Origin of the sequence: Ochrobactrum sp. XJ1 (genome assembly GCF_024701725.1) — a bacterium.
Taxonomy (GTDB): Bacteria; Pseudomonadota; Alphaproteobacteria; order Rhizobiales; family Rhizobiaceae; genus Brucella; species Brucella anthropi.
The window spans coordinates 26,918-45,848 of sequence record NZ_VDGD01000020.1; the positions used below are offsets into that span (position 1 = coordinate 26,918).

An 18,931-nucleotide genomic window follows, 5' to 3' on the forward strand; every position below is an offset into this window, starting at 1 on the left:
CATGGCCCCTCACCCCCTCTCATATTGTTGAGCTGCAACCCGGTAATTCGTGACGACGAAACCGAATGGGTTCTTCCAGACTGCTTCAAGACTGTCTTTTCGTTCTGGCGTCAGTTCGTATTCAAGCGTTACGAGGAATGCGCCTTCAGTCACACCTTCTGGAGATGTCAGGCGTTTGCGAATCTGGATTTGAGCGCGACTGTCTGAAAGCAAATTGATGCTCGAAATCGCGACATCGATGCGGGCTTTATCGCTGTACTGAGCGGGTAGATAATCTGGGCTTCCGCTATTCCATAGCTGGTTCAGCGTATCCCTCGCCTTACCGGTTGAACGGGAAGCCACAGTCCCGATGCGCAGATCATTATCGAACGCATTGTAAGTCTCGCGATCACCGACATAGGAATAGACCAAGGATTCAATGATCGCGTCTTTCTGTGTCGTGGAAATCGAGCTGACTTTGACATTCGGTAGAACAACGCCATTGCGCACATCGAATGGCACCAGTTCCGGCGCGGGCTTATCAACGGAAACGGCTACGGCACCGGCCATAAGACAGCCCAAAGCGCCAAAAGTCATCGCGCAATACGATATGCGACGCCAACGACGCTCGCGATCCATTGCGCCAAATACCAGTTCGCTTTCCAATGCTGGATTAATCTTTGCCATGACTGCCCCCTTATTCCGCATTGCCGAAGGAGAAGAACTTGCGTTCTTCTGCTCTTTCGGCAGCAGCCATTACACCGCCCTGCCCGTTGTAAGCGGCTTCGATAGATGCAATCTCAAGGGACTTTGCGAGCTGGATTGAAAGCTCGGCCAACATGCGGGTGTTGTTATCAATCGAGCCTTTAATGTCTTCGCTGTTCTTGGTGTCTTCCAAGATTTTCTCGACACGCTTTAACGACTGTCCGGCTTCCTTGTAGGATTGTTCGGCGGTCGCGGCCAACGCGGCCCCGCTCGCGGCTTGCTGTGCAACCCGTTGCTGTCCCGGAACCGACGATGATGACCACTTCGATATGGTTTCCTGAGAAAGTCCCGCTGATTTCAAACTATTATCGATAGTCTGCTTCATCGCTGTTGATTTGCCAGAGGTAAGCCCTGACCAATCGCCCGACGCACCGGCTTTGAAGGTAGAGATAATGCTGCCCAGATTGCCGCCGAAATTGCCGCTCAATATGCCGTTCAGCTCGCCCGGAAGATCGAGATTGGCAATGTTGCGGACGCCATTAATCATGCTGTAAATGTTCTTCAGCTGACCTAGCTGTTGCTGAAGATTCTCAAAATGCTTCATCGCCTGGTCCAGAAGATTGTTCTGGATGCCCAGATTATCCAGCATCACTTTCAGCTGTTCGACGGTTTTGAGGATATTCGTCTGGTCGATGACCGGAACACCTTGTGCGTGAACAGCCGTCGAGGACGACGCAAGGAAAATGGATAAAGCAAGGATTCTGGCTTTTACTTTCATTATTGGAACCGTCCCGTAAAATTGAAGAATGCTTTTTCTTCGGCATGATCAGCCGCTTCCTGAAGCGCTTCAGCGCTGACTTGGCGCGTCTCAACTGCGAGCATCCGCATGCGCAGCGACATAATCCGAACCATTTCTGCACGCGCGTAGGTGTTGAGGACCCATGCCTTGGTTGGGTTCTCATTGGCTTTCATCTGAAGCATTATGTCTTTGAGACGCTTTGCTATCAGCGCAATGGTCTGGGCGCTCGCATCGCCATATTCCATGGCCGCATCGCTGGCCATTGCGAGGTTTGCGCCCGCCGCCAATGTCGGTTCGATAGTGCCTTCCGCGTCAGCGCCGCCTATTTTGCCGAGATATTCATTGTACTTTTTAGGAATGACGACGACATAGTTGCGTGTCTCTTTGAACGGCGGAACTCCACCGTATTTCTGAACGTTTCCCGGTCCTGAGTTGTAAGCTGCAAGCGCATGAACCACGTTGCCGTTAAACCGCTTCAGCTGTTGTGCAAGATAAGTCGCGCCGCCCTTCACCTGTGCATACGGATTGCTCTTGTATTCTCCGGCTACGCCGAGGTCCGCAGCGGTACCCGGCATGAGCTGCGTGAGGCCGTAAGCTCCTACAGGCGACCTTGCATGGGGATTAAATCGGCTTTCCTGCCAGATGAGCGCCTGTACCAGTGCGCGCCATTGTGCTTGCGAAAGACCGGCTGAAGCAACACCCGGATGACTATAGGTATCCTTGGCACCCTGAATAATGACTTGCTCAACAGTCATTGCAGCATCGCCAAATGCCTTCGACGCAGCAGGGTTTTTGTCTTCAGAATTGTAGAGATTGGAAGCGGCGGCTTTTGGATCTCCCGAACCTTGTTCCAGTTCTTCGATAGAGACTTCCGTCGATTGTTTCGGCAACTTTGCCGCTTCAATGAGTTTGTCCAGCTCCGCGATTATTTCATCGTCGGTGCTGAGAATCTTATCATTCTCATCCTTGCGCTTGTTCTGCGTGGTCAGGTTGGACAGTTCAAGCCGCAGCTTTTCGACTGACTTTTCAAGAAAAGTGCTATCTACGCCCGGAACGCCTTGTGCATGGACGTGCGAACTCAAGATGGTCGAGAATACCAATGCGGCAACGCTAGTTTTGAACAGCTTCATGCGGAACGCTCCAAAGCTGGTCAATCGGTGTAAAATTGCAAGTCACGCGGCCCATCGAAAAACAATCCGATTTCGCGGGCTTTACGCTCGCGCAGCCGCCAAGCACTGAAATGAATACAAGTGGAATAATGATTTTAAACATTGGAACCTCTGGAAATGTATTTCTCAAGAGCGACGATGCCGCTTGGCCCACCGCCAAGAATACTCAGGTGATCGCCCAAATTACTCAGGTCGATATTCACGGTCACCGAATCCACATCGTTGCGGATGAGCGCAACGCGACTGCCGGGAGGACTGTGCAGAACGGTGTGCAGCTCCCGATGATTTAAGTCGATTGCCTGATAATTTTCCGCCTTGGCGCTGTGGTTCGGCAGGACAATTTGCGAGCGGATAGCCTGAAGTATCCCGCTTCCTAGACGTGACCCCGTCAACTGTGACGGAAACTGTGTTACCAGCAATACGACCGCATTGAGCTTGCGGACAGTCACTAGCCAATCCTGCAATTTTCCAGCGAAATAGTCGGTGTTAAGAGCGCTCCACGCCTCGTCAATAACAATTAGTGTGGGCTTTTTGTCCTGAAGCTTTTTCTCAATCTGGCGGAACAGATAGCCGAGAATTGCCGTCTTCTCTTTTTCCTGTCTGGAATCGAGAACCGTTGTCATGTCGAAACCCATCACTGGATTGTCCAAGGCAAAATTCTCAACATCGTTATCGCCAAAGACCCAACCATGACGACCGCCAGCACACCATTCATTAACGCGCTGCTGAAGCTCTTCTTCATCGTCCACGTGCCCAAAGAGGTCATGGAAATTCTGAAAATTACGCAAATGCTCGCGCGCTTCCGCATTTCGGCTCACTGCGTCCGAAATCGCCTGCCGTTGCCTTGCTGTGAATGGGTTGTCCGCACGATCCAAGAGCGCAATCAACCAATCGGTAAGCCACGCTTGCCCGCTTTTGTCGATTTCCGTGTAAAGTGGGTTAAGGCCCGTTGGCTTTTCCGGCGAGATTGTCGTGTACGTACCGTTCAGGGCACGAACCGCCGTTTCCATGCCCCGCCTGTAATCGAATAAGAACGTCCGCACATTCTGGCGACGTGCTTGCGCCGCCAAGAACGTAATCGCTACTGTTTTACCCGACCCCATCAAACCGAACATCGCGGCATGGCCCGCCGGAGGCTCTGAGTCCGGGCTTCCTTTGGGATGGAAACTGAACTTGTAGAGACCGCCATCAAGCGTCGGAAACGCCGTAATCGGCGCACCCCACGGCAGATCGGCAGCATCAAGTCCAGTAGGAGTACGATGCAAGGCAGCGAGGCTCGCGAATGCGAAATTCGAAATCAGACCTGTTCTTGACCTGAAGTCAGCGTTACCGGGCCACTGAGCAAAATAATGCCCCATGCCTGCAAACGCCTCCGTAATTACTTTTGCGCCCACCTCTTGCGCGACTGACCGAATTTCTGCCGAAGCCCGTTCAATCGTTTCCTTGTCATCCGCATAAATCGCAACGGTCATGTGATGATAACCAAGGCTTTCAAGGCCACTGGCGATCTTGTCCCGGCCCTCCCTCATTTGCGCCTGGTCCGTTTCAGCCACGTCGCCAATGCTCGCACGTTGTGCAAGGGTTCTCCGCAAAAGCTCTTTCGCCTTGTCATCAGAAATAGGCGTGAATGAATTGGTTATGACCAGATCGAGCGGCAGTTTCATTTCATCGAACATTCCCGCAAAAGCTTTCCGGGGATAGTTCTTGATGGTGAAGATGCGCCCAAAGCGATTGGGAACGGACCCGCCCGATATGGTTAGCATCGTGCCGTTCATGGTAGGTCTATAGTTCGCGACAGCGCGAGCCAGAACGGCGCGTTCATCGGTAGGATAAGTCAGGGTTTCGGTTCCACAACCGATACTTTCCAGAAAACCGAGCAGTTCGCCGGAACTTGCCTTCAGCAACCGCGCATTCTGGCGCGCAAATGTGGACTCGACCAGAGCTGTAAATTCCGTAAGGCGCGAGCAGCGTTCTTTCAAATCTGCCTGATATGCCTCATATCGGTCATCCGCTACCGCATCACCGCGAAGCTGTCGGAACCGGTCAACAATGCCGTTGAATTTGTTCAAAAGCGACGGCTTCGAAACAATTGAAATTGTAATGGTTACATCGCGATGACCTATATCGCGAAGATAGTTCAACCATTTTTCATCGCACTCGCGAGCAAACGCATTTCCGTCAATTGGGGCGGGTTCGTATTTAATGTTCTTCGCGATTTTGTGGACATAATAGCTGAACTGGTCTTCAGCATTGAAGACGATTTCCGCGAACAGATTTTTCATCGCATTAATGGCATCATCACTTGCAGAAGCCGCATTGATGCCATCCAGCCGGACAAACTGGATTAACTGCCGAGCTTTAGTTTGAATCGTCTTGTCATCATCCAGAAGAAAGGCGTAAGGCAAAAAGTCTTCAAACTGCTGTTCTTTGGCCATAGCACGCGGAAAAAGCTTCGCGCCTGCCGTTGATTTGAACAAACCCTTGAACGCCGGAGACGTTTCTTTGGTAGACTTACGGCTCATAGGAATGCCCTCCCCAGATCGAAAGATTTCTGTTGCGGGGCACTTTGGAAGAAGTCACCCAAAGGACTTCAAAAAAATTGTGATCCCATTTAGTTGCAACAAATAGTGCTAAGTAAATAAACGCGACGGGTATCAAAATATAAAATGATTGAACCCACATGAATATGAAACCGAGGAAAGAGAGCCATAATACAAATGGCAGCAATGGCAGACCCAATATGGAAGGTTGCCTTAATAGTCCTCTGTAAATCTCGTGTTGCTCAACCATCTATTCCCGCCCAAACTAAGATGAATGGAGAAAGGCGTTACCGCCTCTCTCATGTTTTACGCACGATCAAGCACCCCAAAGGCTGTTAACGATGGTGACAGCAGACGAAATGCCGACAACAGCCACGATGCACCAGATCAGCTGTCGAAAATCGATAATTCCAAAGAAGAACGTAACCAGAGAAGCAATAACCGCTAGCGTAGCGGCAGACTTTCCCATGCTTCCAGTAAACGCACTTACGATACTGTTAAAGAAATTGGTGATCGGGCTTAGATCAACCGCATTTGCTGCAAAGCTTGGCTCAGCCATTGCCAAGTAAACCGCAGCCATTGATAGAGCCACTAGTGCACAACGCCCCAACGGCCCGCGCAGATTATTGCGAGACAATTTGGATTTCTCCCTCTTGTTGAGTGTAATCTTTTCGCAACCGAAAGAAGGCACTAAGCACCTTACGAACGTGTTCACGAGTTTCATTGAAGGGCGGTACGCCGCGATGTTTCGCGACCGCCTCTGGACCGGCGTTATAAGCAGCCACCGCCAGATCGGGGGAACCGAAAGATTCCAGCAACCAGAGAAGATATTCCCCGGAGCCTCTAAGGTTCTCAACGGGGTTGTTAATATCCACTTTCAGAAATGCGGCGGTATCGGGCATTAACTGGCCCAATCCCACCGCTCCAGCGCTACTGACTATTGTCGTGTTGTAGCCGCTTTCGATTTCGATATTTGCCCTGAAAAGGGCTACCCATTCCTCAGTAGTCAGATTGACGTTTGCCAGTATTTGGGGATTGGCAAGCTTAAGTGCTGTTGCTTCAATCGCCGCAAGAACTTCCTTGGAAGGTTGAACGGCATTTGCTGGCTGGAATGTTCGCTTTTTGAGGGAAGTTGTTTGAGAAGAATTGACAGAGTTATTATTTTTTTCTGGTTTATTAACCGGCACTAACTCACCGGTTTCAACATTCAATTGCAGTACAAGGCCATTCGCGAGCGTTTGGCTACACAAAAACACACTTAGGGCGGAAGAATATATCGCCGTTTTTATGGATTTCACAACCACTTTCGCGCTCACTAGGTATTCCAACTACTGGGTAATTGTAACGTAATAAACTATTAATAAGTCCATCCGAAGTCACGAACTCGCGAGTAACTATACGTTTGTTCTCAAGCTTAGACTTGACGAATGGTTGCCATGAATTTTCATCAATATTAAATGCATATAGATGCCACCGCCCGCTAAATTTAGATGCCTTATTCTTAATCATTGCCTTTGCGCAATAAACCAGAATAGCCCCGTTGTTTCCTATTACCAGTTCGTGAAAGTATTCTTCACGAGTGTAATTTCCAACGTTGTAGGTATGCATGTGAATCAAGCCTGTTCGGTTCCCTTAAACAGAACCTTGTAGCTAATCCGCTTGATCCTCGCCATGAATCTGCCATATTATAAATCCGACGTCAATTTATAAATTCGCGGGACATCATGAGAACATTTATCATTAATGCTTTATCAACAACCTGTGTGGCAATGGTTCTTGCAGCAACGCAACCAGATAAAGCCGAGGCTTATCCAATTGATTGCGCAATATTTCTTTGCATGGCAGGCGGATTCCCCGCATCTGCCGAGTGCACAGCTGCGAAAGCAGAAGTAATAAGAAGAATAACCCCGATCCCCGTCGAACCCCCGTTACAGATTTGGCGTTGCCCCATGGGTATTGATCCGAATGTAGCGGCGCTAATCGGACTTGACCCGAGCCAAATCAGTCCGGACGGCTATACAAAATTCGTTCTCGATATTCAAAACGGTATCGAGATTTTTGACATTAACTATCGGGTAAATCGCAACTCTGGCGAGATAACATACACGGAATCCACTAAGCAAAATGTCTGGGGCCGTGGAAATATGGGTTGGATGCCAGCAAGTTACGCGAAAGGCCCCGAATGGCTTGCAACCGCTACGGGTGGATATAGAAAACCTGTGTATGAATATGGCGGCAGGGATGGAAATATCAAAAAACTGGTGGGTTACGTGAATGCACGGCAGACCAGTTTCAAAGGCATAGTGATGCGTTGGGCTGATCATGAAGGCCAGTATCACTACGAAACTGTGTATTACTAGCGCAAATGGACCAAATCACTTACGCTTGCTAATCAAGCGTCTAATTCGAATCAAAACGAGGTATCAACGAGACACAAAAAAACCGGCGTGGAAGCCGGCTTTCTGTAGGAAATGAGCTACAAAGAGGACCAACTCTTTGTCTACCCGTAAGAACTTAAGTAGACGGTAGCTTTTCTTTCCTGACATTGCAAGCAAAAAAGCGCTTCCGCGCCACGGCTTTGTGCGCCTTGGCGAAAGGAAAGAATATGACCAGTTTCGCAGTCATGAGCGACCAGCTCATGGGCTTGCGCTTGCCGTCCGAGATCGACACATTCTTGGCGAAGGCGAAGTATTGGCTTGAACGAAACGTTCTATCAGATGAGCAATTCCTGCATTTGCTGGATGCGTCACAGACTGTTCGTGCGCGTCTTCAAAATCTAGGCAGGCATCCCCTTCAACGCTTGTGCGCCAAAGTCATGCAGTCGAGCAGATCAGCCGCGGCAGTTGGTAAACGCGACCCGATAAAGTGGGAGCGCAAACGCAATCTCGGTTCTTCGCGGATGCTTCCACTGAGTGACGAACTCCGCGCCAAATTCACTGAAGGCGAAAGAGCCGTTCTTTACATCATTATCGCAGATTGTGAAAAATCCGGGCAGTGCGCCGATTATATGGAAAGTATAGCCCGACGAGCTGGAGTAGGTCTTACCACAGCTCGCAACGCTACGAGAAAAGCAAGATCACCGGAAATTGGTTTGCTAACTGTCCGTCATCGCCCACGTCCCGGTCAAAAGAACCTCACGAACATAATTACTGTCACCGCCTGGAATAACGCCGACAAAGCCGGAAAACCGCGCTCTAGATCGATCGGGTTGACAGGGTTCAAATTCGCGTCGGCCATAGAACATAAAATAATACATAACAGTCCAAAACAGATGCTCACTGGAAAAATCGGGCGGTTATTGAAGCTATTGCCTGAAGATACACGGTCATTACCTGAAGACTGCCTTCAGATATGACGCACTAATCTGCAAAAAACCCAGACTTTCATCAAATCAGTAAGGCTTTTGAAAAAAAAGCAGTGGGTTCGTTTGCCTGTTCCACATAACGAGAATCCGAAAAATATCAATCGGATAACACAAGACTGCATTGACAATAAGGACATTTATTTCTATTCTGTCTTTATCAAGGGCGCTTAGGCCCGCTCATCAGGAGACGACGATGCGAACAACTTTCCCACGTGAATTCCACCTGCCCAAGGGCGCTATCAAGGTATCGGACAAGCTCAGTGATGCCGTTGCCTATCTCTACAAAACCAGTTCAGGGAAGCTCGCCGCATCCGTGTTCTTTGGAAATCAGTCCAAGCCTGTTTCCAGATTTTCATACGAATCCGAGGATCATCGGCGCCGAGCTATATCAGCCGCATTTCAAGCCCGCAGAAACAAGCTTGCCTATAAGCTTGAGCAGCGCAATTTGCGCAACGCAACTCCCCGTACTGCCGAGGTAGGCGCAATCTATTATACCTCGTGGGGCTACGATCAAACCAACGTGGATTTCTATGAAATAGTGGATCTGGTCGGCAAACTTAGCGCGAAAGTGCGCAAAATTGGATCAATAAACGCTAGTGATGGGTCAGAGGGATGGGGGGCAGGAAAGAGCCTTCCAGCTGCTGGTGAATACAAGTCTGAAGCTCAAACGGTTCGTATCACCGGCGACCGGTTCAAGATCGATGGCAACCGTGCTCATCGCTGGCATGGTCGGCCTGTGAGCTGGACTAACTACGCGTGACCGGGGCGAAAGCCCCCTCACCCACTCCTGATAACATTTCCAGCGAATTAAAATGTCGAAGATTGTTTATGTCGTAGTCGAACAGGCCAATGGCCAGTTTCCTATTGAAATCCATGAAGCCGAAAAGCACTGGCAAGCGCTTGAGTATATCGCAGTCAAATATGTCGATGATGAATTGGTTACACTAAGCGTTGATGTAGCAATTAAATTACCGGATGGTTCACTTGATTTCGATTGTTAGCGTTCTCAGTGATCAACTGATTTTTAGGTGTCCCATCGTGGCAAGAGGATGATAAACAATGAGAGCATATTGTTACCGTTCTGGTGAAATCGGCTTTGGCAACTCGACACCACAAAGAGCGCTTGAGCTGGCGCATTCGCGACGTTCCCGCGAATTGCGCAAAATTATAGAAATAAACGCACGACATGGAAAAACGGGCTCAATTTTACTTGTGCCGGGGGTTCCTGAAGCTGATAGCGACACCGAGGCATTAGAGGCTTGTTTGCGCTTCAAAAAACTGGTTGCTATGCGACTTGCTGGCGAGAAGGGATGGCCTGCCGCTATCCCGCGTGAGGATTGTTCTAATGGTGACACCTAATTCTAAGATTCGCAGTCGCCTGGATTCAGGTGCTGATTTAGCCTTGAAGTCCGCATTGCAGCTGGCGCAGGCAGAGGGCCTGACACTTGATGCATTATTGGGCCGCGATCAGCCAGAACCTGCCCCCGCTGCGTATCGGGAAAAGCCGCTCTATTTCGTGGCACGACATATGAACATATCGCAGCAGGAATTGGCCGACCGCAGCGGCGCGAGCCTACCAGCAATCCATCATGCTTTCCGAGGCGATGATGTGCGTTTGTCCACTGTGATCAGTATCGCAGAGGCCCTGAATTGGCCGGTTCAGGACGTGGCTAAGATGATTCTGGCTCCGGTGGAAACACTCGATTCCGAAGAACTTGCGCGACGACTGGACAAGATCGAGTTGAGTATTGAGGAAAAAGCTAAAGCCTTGAAAGTGACCGGCAGGACTTTGCGCCGCTGGCTACAGGAGGGAAGGCCGATACCGGCTGGTATAAAGAACGAACTGGATAATCTGGGTTGGTAGTATGTTCTTCCACAAAGCACGTTTGATGATTGGGGCGGTTCTGATGTGTGGATTGCTGTCGTCGTGCCAGACTACTAATACGACCACGGCTAAATCCCAAATCGGTTCTGAAAGGCTATGTAATGCAGGCAATGCCAGACTAACTGCCAGTGGTAAGATAACCTGCTAGAGTAGTACGATAATTAAATATCTTCGAGACCGGGCCGCTTTGCCCGGTTTTTTTTATCATAATGTTTTCAATGAGATGAGCCATTTTTACGCTTTTTCGTACTAATTTTTTTATTTTTTTGGTAGTACGTTATTGACGGCTTTGGAGTAGTACGATATACATATTTTCGTACTCAGTAATTAGAGACAAACACAACGTCTCACCGAAAACCGAAACCGAAAGAAGGAAAACTGAAATGAACAAGCTCATCGCAATCGCAGCCCTCGTCGCAACTGTTGCTGGTGCAACTTCTGCATCTGCCAGCGGTCGTCTGGATGCTCCAGAGCCGGTTGTGCGTAACTACTCGATCCACGTTGAAATCGAGCCGGGCTATCTCTCCAAGGCCGATATTGCGGCTGACATTCGCGGCGGAGGTCGTTCAGACGCTCACTAACTACCCGCCTGTTTTTAAGCACCAGCCATTTTTCATTACGTCAAAGCCCCTGCTATTAGCAGGGGTTTTATTTTGTTGGCGTAATTGACAACACTACGGATTGTTGGCATAATGGACAACATGAAAGCGATAAAGATAACCGAGCTAAAAAGCATTGAGCCAGACGGCAGTATTATCCAGTTCGTTATCTGGAAAGTATCGCCACCAGTTCCGCCCACGACGCACGGTTTCAAATATCGTATGGTCTTCATTCGAAATGGTCAGCGGATCGTTGGCTTCGACAATGAGCGAGGCAAAGGCGATCATATGCATCTGGACGGAAAAGAATATCCGTATCGCTTTGTTTCCCTCGATCAACTGATGGAGGACTTCATGAGCGAGATTGAGAAACGGAGGTAGCTATGAGAACATTAACAGTTACAATCAATTCGGACTGGAAAACGGTTCTGCGAGAAGCGGGAGCAAAAGCGCAGGCTGGTTTAGCGAGCGGTACCTATCAAGGTGAAACTCTGAATTTTGCAACACCCGGTCAGCTCTTTTCGAGCCTTTCTGAAAAGCGCTGGAATCTCATTGACGTATTGCTCCATTCCGGCCCGATAGGTGTAAGGGAACTTTCCCGCCGAGTGCAACGCGATGTGAAGCGCGTCCACGAGGATGCCGCCGCGCTCGTGGAGCTTGGATTGATTGAGAAGGACGCGAAAGGCGCACTGAGTTGTCCCTTTGACGAAATCCATATTGATATGAGAGCTACACGACATGCAGCGTGAGCCGCGAGCGGGTTTACTCAGCCCGCTTGTTCAGCTTGCGCCGAGCTTGTTTCCATTGCCCTCCGGTATATGCATTGCAACGCTTGTGCCGGGAGGTATATCAGGCCGAAACGGCGACTTTATTAGCAACACGTTGAAACTGCGAGCTTATTGGTTTGATGCTTAATCTAGCCAAGGATTGAGTTTCGCTAGTATCCGCTCAATTTCCGGTATTCCTGCACGTCATAAAGCCTTCTTTGGCTATGAATTGAATGCCAGGCCGAAACCTACCACCAAGATCGATAAGCGAGTGGTGAAAATAGCATATTTCCTAAATAATATCATAGGCATAGCTCATTTATTGTTTGACTTTAAGGACAAATTTTTCTAATATGTCTCCATCAAGGGCGCTTAGGCCCGCTCATCTAGGAGACGACGATGCGTTACACGATCAGAGCAACCGACAACGAAAAATTCCTGATAATCGACAACGAAACCGGCAAGCCTTACGGCGATCCCTTGGGCACTCTGGCTGAAGCAGCCGGAGCACAGCGGATAGCAGAAGGCATGGCGATGCAGGATCGCATTGCAGTGTGCCAGCGCGGCCAGTGCAGCATATAAACCGGGAGAGTCGATGATGCAGCTCAATCTATTCGACCTTCTGCATAAGCCTGCCGTAATCAGACCTGTGAGCTTTGAAGCAGGAGTTATTCAAGGCGAAGCAGCGGTTACATTGTTTTTGCCTCATAAGCGGATGGCGTGGCATCAAGCCGAAATTGAATTACATCCTCACACGGACGGCTCTTGGATGTGGTCTACCAGCTATCAGACCTCCAACCGTGGAAGCGGTTATAAGGTTGGCGCAAAATGGGGAAAATTCGCACAATCCAAGGAAGACGCATTTTTTTATGCTTGTAAGGAGATGCAGGAACAGCTGAAGGCCATACCCGGCCATGAGGTGAAATTGATTTCCGAATGGCTTAACAGTCTCAGTTTAAACAGTTTGGCAGTGTGAGGCGGTTATGAATGATATGGTTCGTTACTCTCTTGCATGGCGCAACCCTCACACCACGCCCCCCGGCCCTCGCGTTTTAATGGCCATTATTGTTCCGTATGGGTCGAAGTGCCCCCCCGAAATTATGAGCAAGTTTGAACCGGGTAGCGGATACGCGATCACGTGGGAGCTTGTCATGCAGCGCCCGATACGCCGCTGGAGCCGGGAAGCAAGGTCGAGAGTAAGACAGCGAAACTTGAAAAACCGGATCGATAAAAAATTTCCGTTGTTTGCTGAAATCTTCATTGCGTCTGAGTTGGAGAAGCGACCAGATTATTATGCGGGTTTGTATCCAGAAGATATGAGCAGAGAGTGAAACTCCGTTGTTACGGTGCGGCGCATCGAGCGCCGACCGTAACAAGCCTTCGCCAGCCCTACAGCGCTATTTGAGTTGCGCGGGCTGTCTTCGGCTTTCAGCGCCCTATTCTTCTTCGGAATGAACGGCGTCCTGGTACTCGACGATCTGATCTGCAGCTATCGTGTCCTGCATTGGATCTTGTATGGCTTTTGAACAAAAGCTGTCATGCAGCTTGCAAATAATAATCAAATAAATTCAATTATTTGACCGTTTTTCAGTTGACATATCGGACGTATTTTTCTATTCTGTCTAAGTCAAGGGCGCTTAAGGCCCGCTCATCTAGGAGACTGATTAATGACCGTTTATGCCAACACTGCTCGTTTCGATACTGGCCGCGCACTCACAGAAAATGAACTGCGCAAATTTGCTCCTTCGATTTTTGCCCGCACGGCTCATGAAAGCCGCTCAGAACGTTTCCAGCCAATCCCGACAATCGAAATTCTCAATGCACTGGCCAAAGAGGGCTTTGTTGCTGTCGGAGCCAAGCAATCAGCTAGCCGCATCGAGGGAAAGGCCGACTACACAAAGCATTTGATCCGCTTGCGCCGTGTGGATGATGGAAAGACTTATTCAGTAGGCGATAACGTTTGTGAGATTTTGCTGAAGAACGCCAATGACGGCACAAGCGCCTATGAGCTGATGGCCGGACTTTTCCGCATTCGTTGCCTCAATTCCCTTGTTACCCAGACCGGCACCATTGACGCAATTAAGGTGCGCCATTCCGGCGATGTGGGCGCAAAGGTGATCGAGGGCACGTATAGGGTTCTGGAGGAAGCAGAGCGCACCCTTGCGGCACCGCAAGACTGGTCCACGCTGACACTTAATCAGGACGAACAGATGATATTAGCCGAAAGCGCCCATCTGTTGCGTTTTGCGGACAATGAAGGCGAGATTAAAACACCGATCCAGCCAGAGCAGTTGCTTGTTCCCTGCCGTCGCGAAGACCGTAGCAATGATCTTTGGACGGTATGGAACACCGTTCAGGAGCATTGCATCAAGGGAGGGGATCGCGGCATTACCCGCGACCAATTCGGACGCCGCCGCCGTGTAACGTCTCGCGCTGTCAACGGGATCGATCAGGATATCAAGTTGAACAAGGCTCTTTGGATTATCGGGGAGAAAATGGCGGCGCTCAAGAAATAGTAAATGCGAATGGTGTTAGGGCGCTGGCTATTGTTAGCGCCCTCTCCCCCACAGATTCAGGCAGACAGCCGAAAGAGGCAAATTCATATGCATGATTTGAGCGTTAAAGATTTGGCCACAATGATGGGATTGCGGCTAGTCGTGCGCGCAGCGCGGCTTGAATGTAACACCGAAGTACAACGCGATTTGCATCAACGCCTATTGAATCATCTGGAAATGAAGATCGAGGAAATCAGGGAAATCATTGAATTAGGACGCTCTGAGGATGAAGAACTAGGGCGGTATCATTATGAAGGGTGGTTAGGTTCGTATTTCCATTACGAGGAAATCCCGTTGCTAGATGAGGTGTATGTAGACACGGATACGGGGGAGTATTGCGTGAATGATGGAGAATGGCGTTTCGGCAGGCCGACGCGAAACAAACTTTCGAAAGAGGAATTAGGACCGCTTGCCGATTTGTTCGCACTGATCAGGAGGGAGTCGCACTTTTATGTGTCGGCAACTCATATTTTCTAAGCGGACCAAAAGATCATGAAAGGATACCGGCAAAAACCGGTTTCCTTTCTTAAAAAGACTCATTAAATCAGTCGTTTATTCAATTTTCCACTTTACATATCGGACATATTTTTCTAATATGTCTCCATTACAGGGCGCTTAGGCCCGCTCATAATGGAGACTGAAAAATGGCTAAACTCACCAAGAAACAGCGTAAGTGTCATGCGGAAGCCGAGGCACTTCTAAGCCTAGATCGCCGGTTGAACGATGAGGAAACCCGGTTTGTTTTCGATCATTGGCACGAAGGCGCTGACTTCAATAATGGTGCAGCGGGAGCTTTTTTTACACCGTATGACCTGGCTGCCGATTTCTCTCTAGAGGTTGGCGCAGGCCGCATTATCGATCTTTGCGCCGGTATTGGTGCGCTATCCTATTTTGCCTATCATCGCCACCAGTACAATGGCCCAACGCAGTTGACCTGTATCGAGCGCAACCCGCGCTATGTCGAGGTAGGCAGGAAGCTATTACCAGAAGCCGAGTGGATACTTGCAGACGTTTTTGACTGGCAGGACTGGTTTTATAACGATCTGGGCGGCGAGAAATTTGACTGGTCGATTGGCAACCCGCCCTTCGGCAAGGTGCGGCGCTCTGGTAATGCGCCGCGCTACCAAGGAGCGGATTTTGAATATCATGTGATTGATATTGCTGCCGAGATTTCAGAATCCGGCGCTTTCATTGTTCCGCAACAATCAGCAAATTTTCGCTATTCGGGAGAGCGAATGTTTTCCGAGTTGCAAGGCGGTCGCGCTGCGAAATTCTGCAAACAGACCGGTTGGATCATGAACCCCGGACTAGGAATTGATTGCAGCATTCACAAGGATGACTGGAAAGATACGAACATCATTACTGAAGTTGTGTGTTTCGAATTTGATGAAGACCGCCAAGTACAACAGAAAATCCAATCCTCGCGCATTGCAGCCGCGCCGGTGGCTAGCAGCGCATCGGCGCAACAACTGGCCCTTTTCTAAGGGGCCAGTCATGCGAAACAGATCCAATGCAATTGATGTTTTTGATACGCCGTCTGGACTAGGTGGAAGCCACACGGTTTCCATCGTCTGCGAGATCGATGCAATGACGGTAGATGTGCGGGTCTGGTACGGGCGCGCTACCTCCCATGGTTGGGAAGCGTGGAAAGATTGGGACGGATACCAGTTTCGAACTACCCGCGACCAGCTCACCAATCCGCGCAAAATGCTATTGTGGAAGCGATAAACGGAAAAAGGGGATAGATTTCTATCCCCTTTTGCTTATTGAACGATGCCTAATCGCTCGCCGATGCCCATAAAGGGCTTCTGAGAGGCTTCAGCCAGCATTTGGGCCGTGTGTTCATTTTTAAGACCAGAAACGCTGTAGCCCCTATTTCTGACCGTTTCCAGCAAGCTATCCAAGGTCGGGAATTCTTCAAGGAAAGCGCCCAACCAGATTTCCGGCTTTTGGTCGTTCTCATCTTCCTGAATAAAACCCTGCAGAAAGAATGTTCGCAGTGCTTTATCATATCCTATTGCACCGTCTGAATCGGCCATAGCGCCAAAGTGAACGGTTACTTGAAATCTGCTCATTGCCCCTCCCCCTTATTCCGTTTCGAGTTGGCAACGGGTTTTCATGGGTTTGGTCACATCGAGCGCGAACTTATCCTTGCCCGCCCCGATGCTGATTTTGCCGGGTTCCGAGATTGTTGCGATAAGCTTATTCCATGTTTTCTTATCACTTGAAGCGACGAACGCACCGCCTGGCGAAGCCATGGAAGCATCAAAATCGCTGGCTTTGATCGAAAGCGTATCACTGTCCAATCGTTGATTGTGGCGCGAAACAAACACGTAATATTGCGGGCTTTGCTTTTGATCCTCTGCGGCCCAGATATTTTCAGGATCGCAAACCATCGTTAATTGACCCGTTGCCCCATTGCCGAGAGTGTAAACCAATAATCCCTTGTCGCTCGCCTCGTGCCATTCAGCTGCGGTTGCACTGTTTACTGACCCGGCAATCACTACCGAGGCGAAGAAAATTGCTAAACTATGATTCATATCTTTCTTTCACTTCCTTCAGAAAATTAGCGGCTATAACGTCGAGCGCCGCGACTACGGGAATACGTAAAATATACCCGTCAGAGCGCAAACCGAGAGGATCACGCACATTCCTTGCAGATGCTATTATATTGGATGGAACGCTCAATAGTACGCGCAGGGATGGCCCTACACGCCCCTTAATTTCGGACGTGCTCAAATCCAAAAGGTCCGGGTCGAATCTTTTTGACACTGCCAAGATTAGGTCTTCCATTTTGCATGGAATTTTAGCAGCCAATTCCTGTGCAAGAGGATATAGCTCATAGCTAAATGCATATGTGAACGGGAAACGTGCTGCGACTTTATCCCCTGCCCCGGCTTTTGCCGGAGCAGTATTGATGTTGATCTTGGGCGATACCGGCGAAAGGTTTTCCGTTTTCTGCCTGATGATCGCAGCAGCTTCAGAAGAAGCTACTGCTTCCGAGGCGGACGAACGTTGATTTTCAGAATTGTTTTGCGTGAGGGGTGACGGAGCAGACAAGGGCATATCACGGATCAATGCGAGTTTACCGCGTCCTGACGATAATGGTTCTTTTTTGAACTCAGTCATTTCATTGCCTCAATATGTTCGAGCGTCTGAAGCGCCAATTGCAAATCTTCTGTTTTATTTCTGCGAACTATTGGGTTTGCAATCACTTCAGGCTTTTCTAGCTCTAGATGCAAGATAATTCCTTGATCCAACGTGTCGAACGCGTTGCGTTCAGGAATATAGAAATCAGCAACGTTGGGGTCTTCTTGTACTGTTGCCAAGGCCTGCTTCTGTTCAACTGTCAATCGTTGCTTGTGTGACCAATTGTTTAGAACCAATCGAAACGATGGCCCCTCATAGCCATTAGTCGCAAGCGTATTTTTAACATTGTGCGCCACCTCGACTGTGGCGAGTTGCGATTCGTATTCCTTCAAGACTGGACGGAAGGGAATAAGAACTTTGTCTGCTTCAGCAAAAACAAACTTTGTTAGTTCAGCGTGAGAACCTGCAGTGTCAATCACAACATAATCATAGTTTTGTTCATCGGCATTTTCTATTGCCTTTGTCAGCTCGCTTTCATCGTTTACCCAAACACAAGAAAAGCGGTTGGCTAATTCGGGATAGTTTTGAATAACGCGGGTATAAAAGGCCATCGACGAGCCTTGCTTGTCGGCTTCGATCAAGAGCACTCGATTTTCACTGTGTCGCGCAAGTGCGGCGTTGACCGTGACTTGAGCTAGAACGGTTTTACCCACCCCGCCTTTTTGTCCGACGAAACCGATAACAAGCATAGTGACCTCCAGTCCTATTTGTTCTCATCAGAAATCCGATATCTACTAGTTAGATATACAGACGAATGTTGAGCTGTACAGTAACACGTAACATACTACCAAACAATTAAATAACATACCAATATCTGCAAAACGTTAAATTAATACGTTGGAATGACAGATGCGCAATCATACAATCAGCTAACCGAACGTAAAAACGAATTAACGTAATGCCGAATACGGATAACAGATAACAGTTAAACATTTATACAGCATGACATATGCACATATAAACACACCAACAGCTATACAGATGAACATTTATGCAACACATTGCAATGCGGAAAACTGATAACCGCATTACATTATGTTGTGTAAACGTTTGGAAACATTCCGGAAAATGTCATGACAACTTGTTGTCGTGTCATTTAGCCCAGCCCTTGGGCTGGTCCAAAGGCGAAGCTAGAACGCGTAACTAAATAACGCTGTAGTGATAGCGGAGCCTTTGCTAATTGGCGTAAAAGCAATGAGATTCGATGTCAGAATCATGCATTTATTAGTAAATTCAATGAGTTTGTAACCGGCTTAAGCCGGTTTCTTTTTGCCAGCCGGAGGCTGGCGCGGCGTAGCTGGACCGCGTAACTCAAATAACGCCGTAGGTTCAGCGGAGCCGCTTTTATGCGACCTTCCAATTGTCGCGACATCTTTCGTTTTCTCAGGCGCATCGAGCGCCTTCTAAAACGAGCCTCCG

The 18,931-nt window shown here is 49.1% G+C and carries 28 protein-coding genes; 16 read left to right on the forward strand and 12 right to left on the reverse strand.

Translation table 11 applies throughout. The features are described from left to right. Positions 1-9: 9 nt before the first annotated feature. The 7 genes from FG152_RS24380 to FG152_RS24410 form a co-directional block, all read right to left on the reverse strand. Positions 10-666 carry a VirB8/TrbF family protein gene (locus FG152_RS24380; protein ID WP_498988944.1) on the reverse strand — a complete coding sequence of 219 codons (657 nt, stop codon included), beginning with the start codon at positions 664-666 and terminating at the stop codon, positions 10-12. A 10-nt stretch (positions 667-676) separates the two neighbouring features. Beyond that, positions 677-1,462 carry a type IV secretion system protein gene (locus tag FG152_RS24385; RefSeq protein ID WP_498988947.1) on the reverse strand — a complete coding sequence of 262 codons (786 nt, stop codon included), beginning with the start codon at positions 1,460-1,462 and terminating at the stop codon, positions 677-679. Continuing rightward, the gene (locus FG152_RS24390) at positions 1,462-2,613 is read right to left on the reverse strand and encodes a lytic transglycosylase domain-containing protein (protein WP_498988950.1); all 1,152 of its coding nucleotides are present in this window, start codon (positions 2,611-2,613) and stop codon (positions 1,462-1,464) included. The genes FG152_RS24385 and FG152_RS24390 overlap by 1 nt, the downstream gene beginning before the upstream one ends. Before the next feature lie 134 nt (positions 2,614-2,747). Continuing rightward, positions 2,748-5,174 (reverse strand): VirB4 family type IV secretion/conjugal transfer ATPase, encoded by a 2,427-nt coding sequence (locus FG152_RS24395; RefSeq protein WP_498988952.1) that lies wholly within the window; start codon positions 5,172-5,174, stop codon positions 2,748-2,750. After that, positions 5,164-5,442: a VirB3 family type IV secretion system protein gene (locus tag FG152_RS24400; RefSeq protein WP_498988954.1), complete on the reverse strand. Its 279-nt coding sequence runs from the start codon at positions 5,440-5,442 to the stop codon at positions 5,164-5,166. Before FG152_RS24400 ends, FG152_RS24395 begins: the two co-directional genes overlap by 11 nt. A gap of 66 nt (positions 5,443-5,508) precedes the next feature. After that, positions 5,509-5,916, reverse strand: coding sequence for a TrbC/VirB2 family protein (locus FG152_RS24405; protein ID WP_498988957.1), 408 nt, complete (start codon positions 5,914-5,916; stop codon positions 5,509-5,511). Further along, entirely contained in the window at positions 5,816-6,508 is a 693-nt protein-coding gene (locus FG152_RS24410) for a lytic transglycosylase domain-containing protein (protein WP_498988959.1), read from the reverse strand. The genes FG152_RS24405 and FG152_RS24410 overlap by 101 nt, the downstream gene beginning before the upstream one ends. A 408-nt stretch (positions 6,509-6,916) precedes the next feature. On the opposite strand from FG152_RS24410, the gene FG152_RS24415 reads away from it, so the two are divergent. From FG152_RS24415 to FG152_RS24490, 16 genes are all read left to right on the forward strand, one after another. Beyond that, complete coding sequence (locus FG152_RS24415) at positions 6,917-7,552, forward strand: hypothetical protein (RefSeq protein ID WP_498988961.1); 636 nt, start codon at positions 6,917-6,919, stop codon at positions 7,550-7,552. A 245-nt stretch (positions 7,553-7,797) separates the two neighbouring features. Further along, complete coding sequence (locus tag FG152_RS24420) at positions 7,798-8,547, forward strand: hypothetical protein (RefSeq protein ID WP_498988963.1); 750 nt, start codon at positions 7,798-7,800, stop codon at positions 8,545-8,547. 202 nt (positions 8,548-8,749) lie between these two features. Beyond that, a complete protein-coding gene (locus tag FG152_RS24425; protein ID WP_498988965.1) occupies positions 8,750-9,316 on the forward strand; it encodes a hypothetical protein in 567 nt (188 codons plus the stop codon). Positions 9,317-9,368: 52 nt separating this feature from the next. Beyond that, positions 9,369-9,557 carry a hypothetical protein gene (locus FG152_RS24430; RefSeq protein WP_498988967.1) on the forward strand — a complete coding sequence of 63 codons (189 nt, stop codon included), beginning with the start codon at positions 9,369-9,371 and terminating at the stop codon, positions 9,555-9,557. Between the two features lie 58 nt (positions 9,558-9,615). Continuing rightward, positions 9,616-9,915, forward strand: a complete 300-nt coding sequence (locus FG152_RS24435) for a hypothetical protein (protein WP_498988968.1) — start codon at positions 9,616-9,618, stop codon at positions 9,913-9,915. Further along, entirely contained in the window at positions 9,902-10,420 is a 519-nt protein-coding gene (locus FG152_RS24440; RefSeq protein WP_498988970.1) for a helix-turn-helix domain-containing protein, read from the forward strand. The genes FG152_RS24435 and FG152_RS24440 overlap by 14 nt, the downstream gene beginning before the upstream one ends. A gap of 404 nt (positions 10,421-10,824) precedes the next feature. Continuing rightward, positions 10,825-11,022 carry a hypothetical protein gene (locus FG152_RS24445; RefSeq protein ID WP_498988972.1) on the forward strand — a complete coding sequence of 66 codons (198 nt, stop codon included), beginning with the start codon at positions 10,825-10,827 and terminating at the stop codon, positions 11,020-11,022. A gap of 111 nt (positions 11,023-11,133) precedes the next feature. Continuing rightward, positions 11,134-11,421, forward strand: coding sequence for a toxin-antitoxin system TumE family protein (locus FG152_RS24450; RefSeq protein WP_498988974.1), 288 nt, complete (start codon positions 11,134-11,136; stop codon positions 11,419-11,421). A gap of 2 nt (positions 11,422-11,423) precedes the next feature. Then, a complete protein-coding gene (locus FG152_RS24455) occupies positions 11,424-11,789 on the forward strand; it encodes an HVO_A0114 family putative DNA-binding protein (protein WP_498988976.1) in 366 nt (121 codons plus the stop codon). Positions 11,790-12,206: 417 nt separating this feature from the next. Further along, positions 12,207-12,389: a hypothetical protein gene (locus FG152_RS24460; protein ID WP_498988979.1), complete on the forward strand. Its 183-nt coding sequence runs from the start codon at positions 12,207-12,209 to the stop codon at positions 12,387-12,389. A 13-nt stretch (positions 12,390-12,402) separates the two neighbouring features. Beyond that, a complete protein-coding gene (locus tag FG152_RS24465; protein ID WP_498988981.1) occupies positions 12,403-12,783 on the forward strand; it encodes a hypothetical protein in 381 nt (126 codons plus the stop codon). 7 nt (positions 12,784-12,790) lie between these two features. Next, positions 12,791-13,138, forward strand: a complete 348-nt coding sequence (locus tag FG152_RS24470; RefSeq protein ID WP_498988984.1) for a hypothetical protein — start codon at positions 12,791-12,793, stop codon at positions 13,136-13,138. Positions 13,139-13,474: 336 nt separating this feature from the next. Then, complete coding sequence (locus tag FG152_RS24475; RefSeq protein WP_498988987.1) at positions 13,475-14,323, forward strand: DUF932 domain-containing protein; 849 nt, start codon at positions 13,475-13,477, stop codon at positions 14,321-14,323. An 87-nt stretch (positions 14,324-14,410) separates the two neighbouring features. Then, positions 14,411-14,839 (forward strand): hypothetical protein, encoded by a 429-nt coding sequence (locus FG152_RS24480; protein ID WP_498988989.1) that lies wholly within the window; start codon positions 14,411-14,413, stop codon positions 14,837-14,839. 167 nt (positions 14,840-15,006) lie between these two features. After that, on the forward strand, positions 15,007-15,846 hold the full coding sequence (locus FG152_RS24485; RefSeq protein WP_498988991.1) for a methyltransferase: 840 nt from the start codon (positions 15,007-15,009) through the stop codon (positions 15,844-15,846). Between the two features lie 10 nt (positions 15,847-15,856). Next, positions 15,857-16,090: a hypothetical protein gene (locus FG152_RS24490; RefSeq protein ID WP_498988994.1), complete on the forward strand. Its 234-nt coding sequence runs from the start codon at positions 15,857-15,859 to the stop codon at positions 16,088-16,090. A 35-nt stretch (positions 16,091-16,125) separates the two neighbouring features. Here FG152_RS24490 and FG152_RS24495 read toward each other — a convergent pair whose 3' ends face one another. From FG152_RS24495 to FG152_RS24515, 5 genes are all read right to left on the reverse strand, one after another. After that, on the reverse strand, positions 16,126-16,437 hold the full coding sequence (locus tag FG152_RS24495; RefSeq protein ID WP_498988996.1) for a hypothetical protein: 312 nt from the start codon (positions 16,435-16,437) through the stop codon (positions 16,126-16,128). A 12-nt stretch (positions 16,438-16,449) separates the two neighbouring features. Beyond that, complete coding sequence (locus FG152_RS24500) at positions 16,450-16,902, reverse strand: hypothetical protein (RefSeq protein ID WP_498988999.1); 453 nt, start codon at positions 16,900-16,902, stop codon at positions 16,450-16,452. After that, positions 16,892-17,491, reverse strand: a complete 600-nt coding sequence (locus FG152_RS24505; protein WP_498989002.1) for a hypothetical protein — start codon at positions 17,489-17,491, stop codon at positions 16,892-16,894. The genes FG152_RS24500 and FG152_RS24505 overlap by 11 nt, the downstream gene beginning before the upstream one ends. Further along, the gene (locus tag FG152_RS24510; protein WP_498989004.1) at positions 17,488-18,201 is read right to left on the reverse strand and encodes a ParA family protein; all 714 of its coding nucleotides are present in this window, start codon (positions 18,199-18,201) and stop codon (positions 17,488-17,490) included. The genes FG152_RS24505 and FG152_RS24510 overlap by 4 nt, the downstream gene beginning before the upstream one ends. Positions 18,202-18,725: 524 nt before the next feature. Further along, on the reverse strand, positions 18,726-18,931 hold a 206-nt coding region (locus FG152_RS24515; protein ID WP_498989009.1), incomplete at its 5' end, for a hypothetical protein.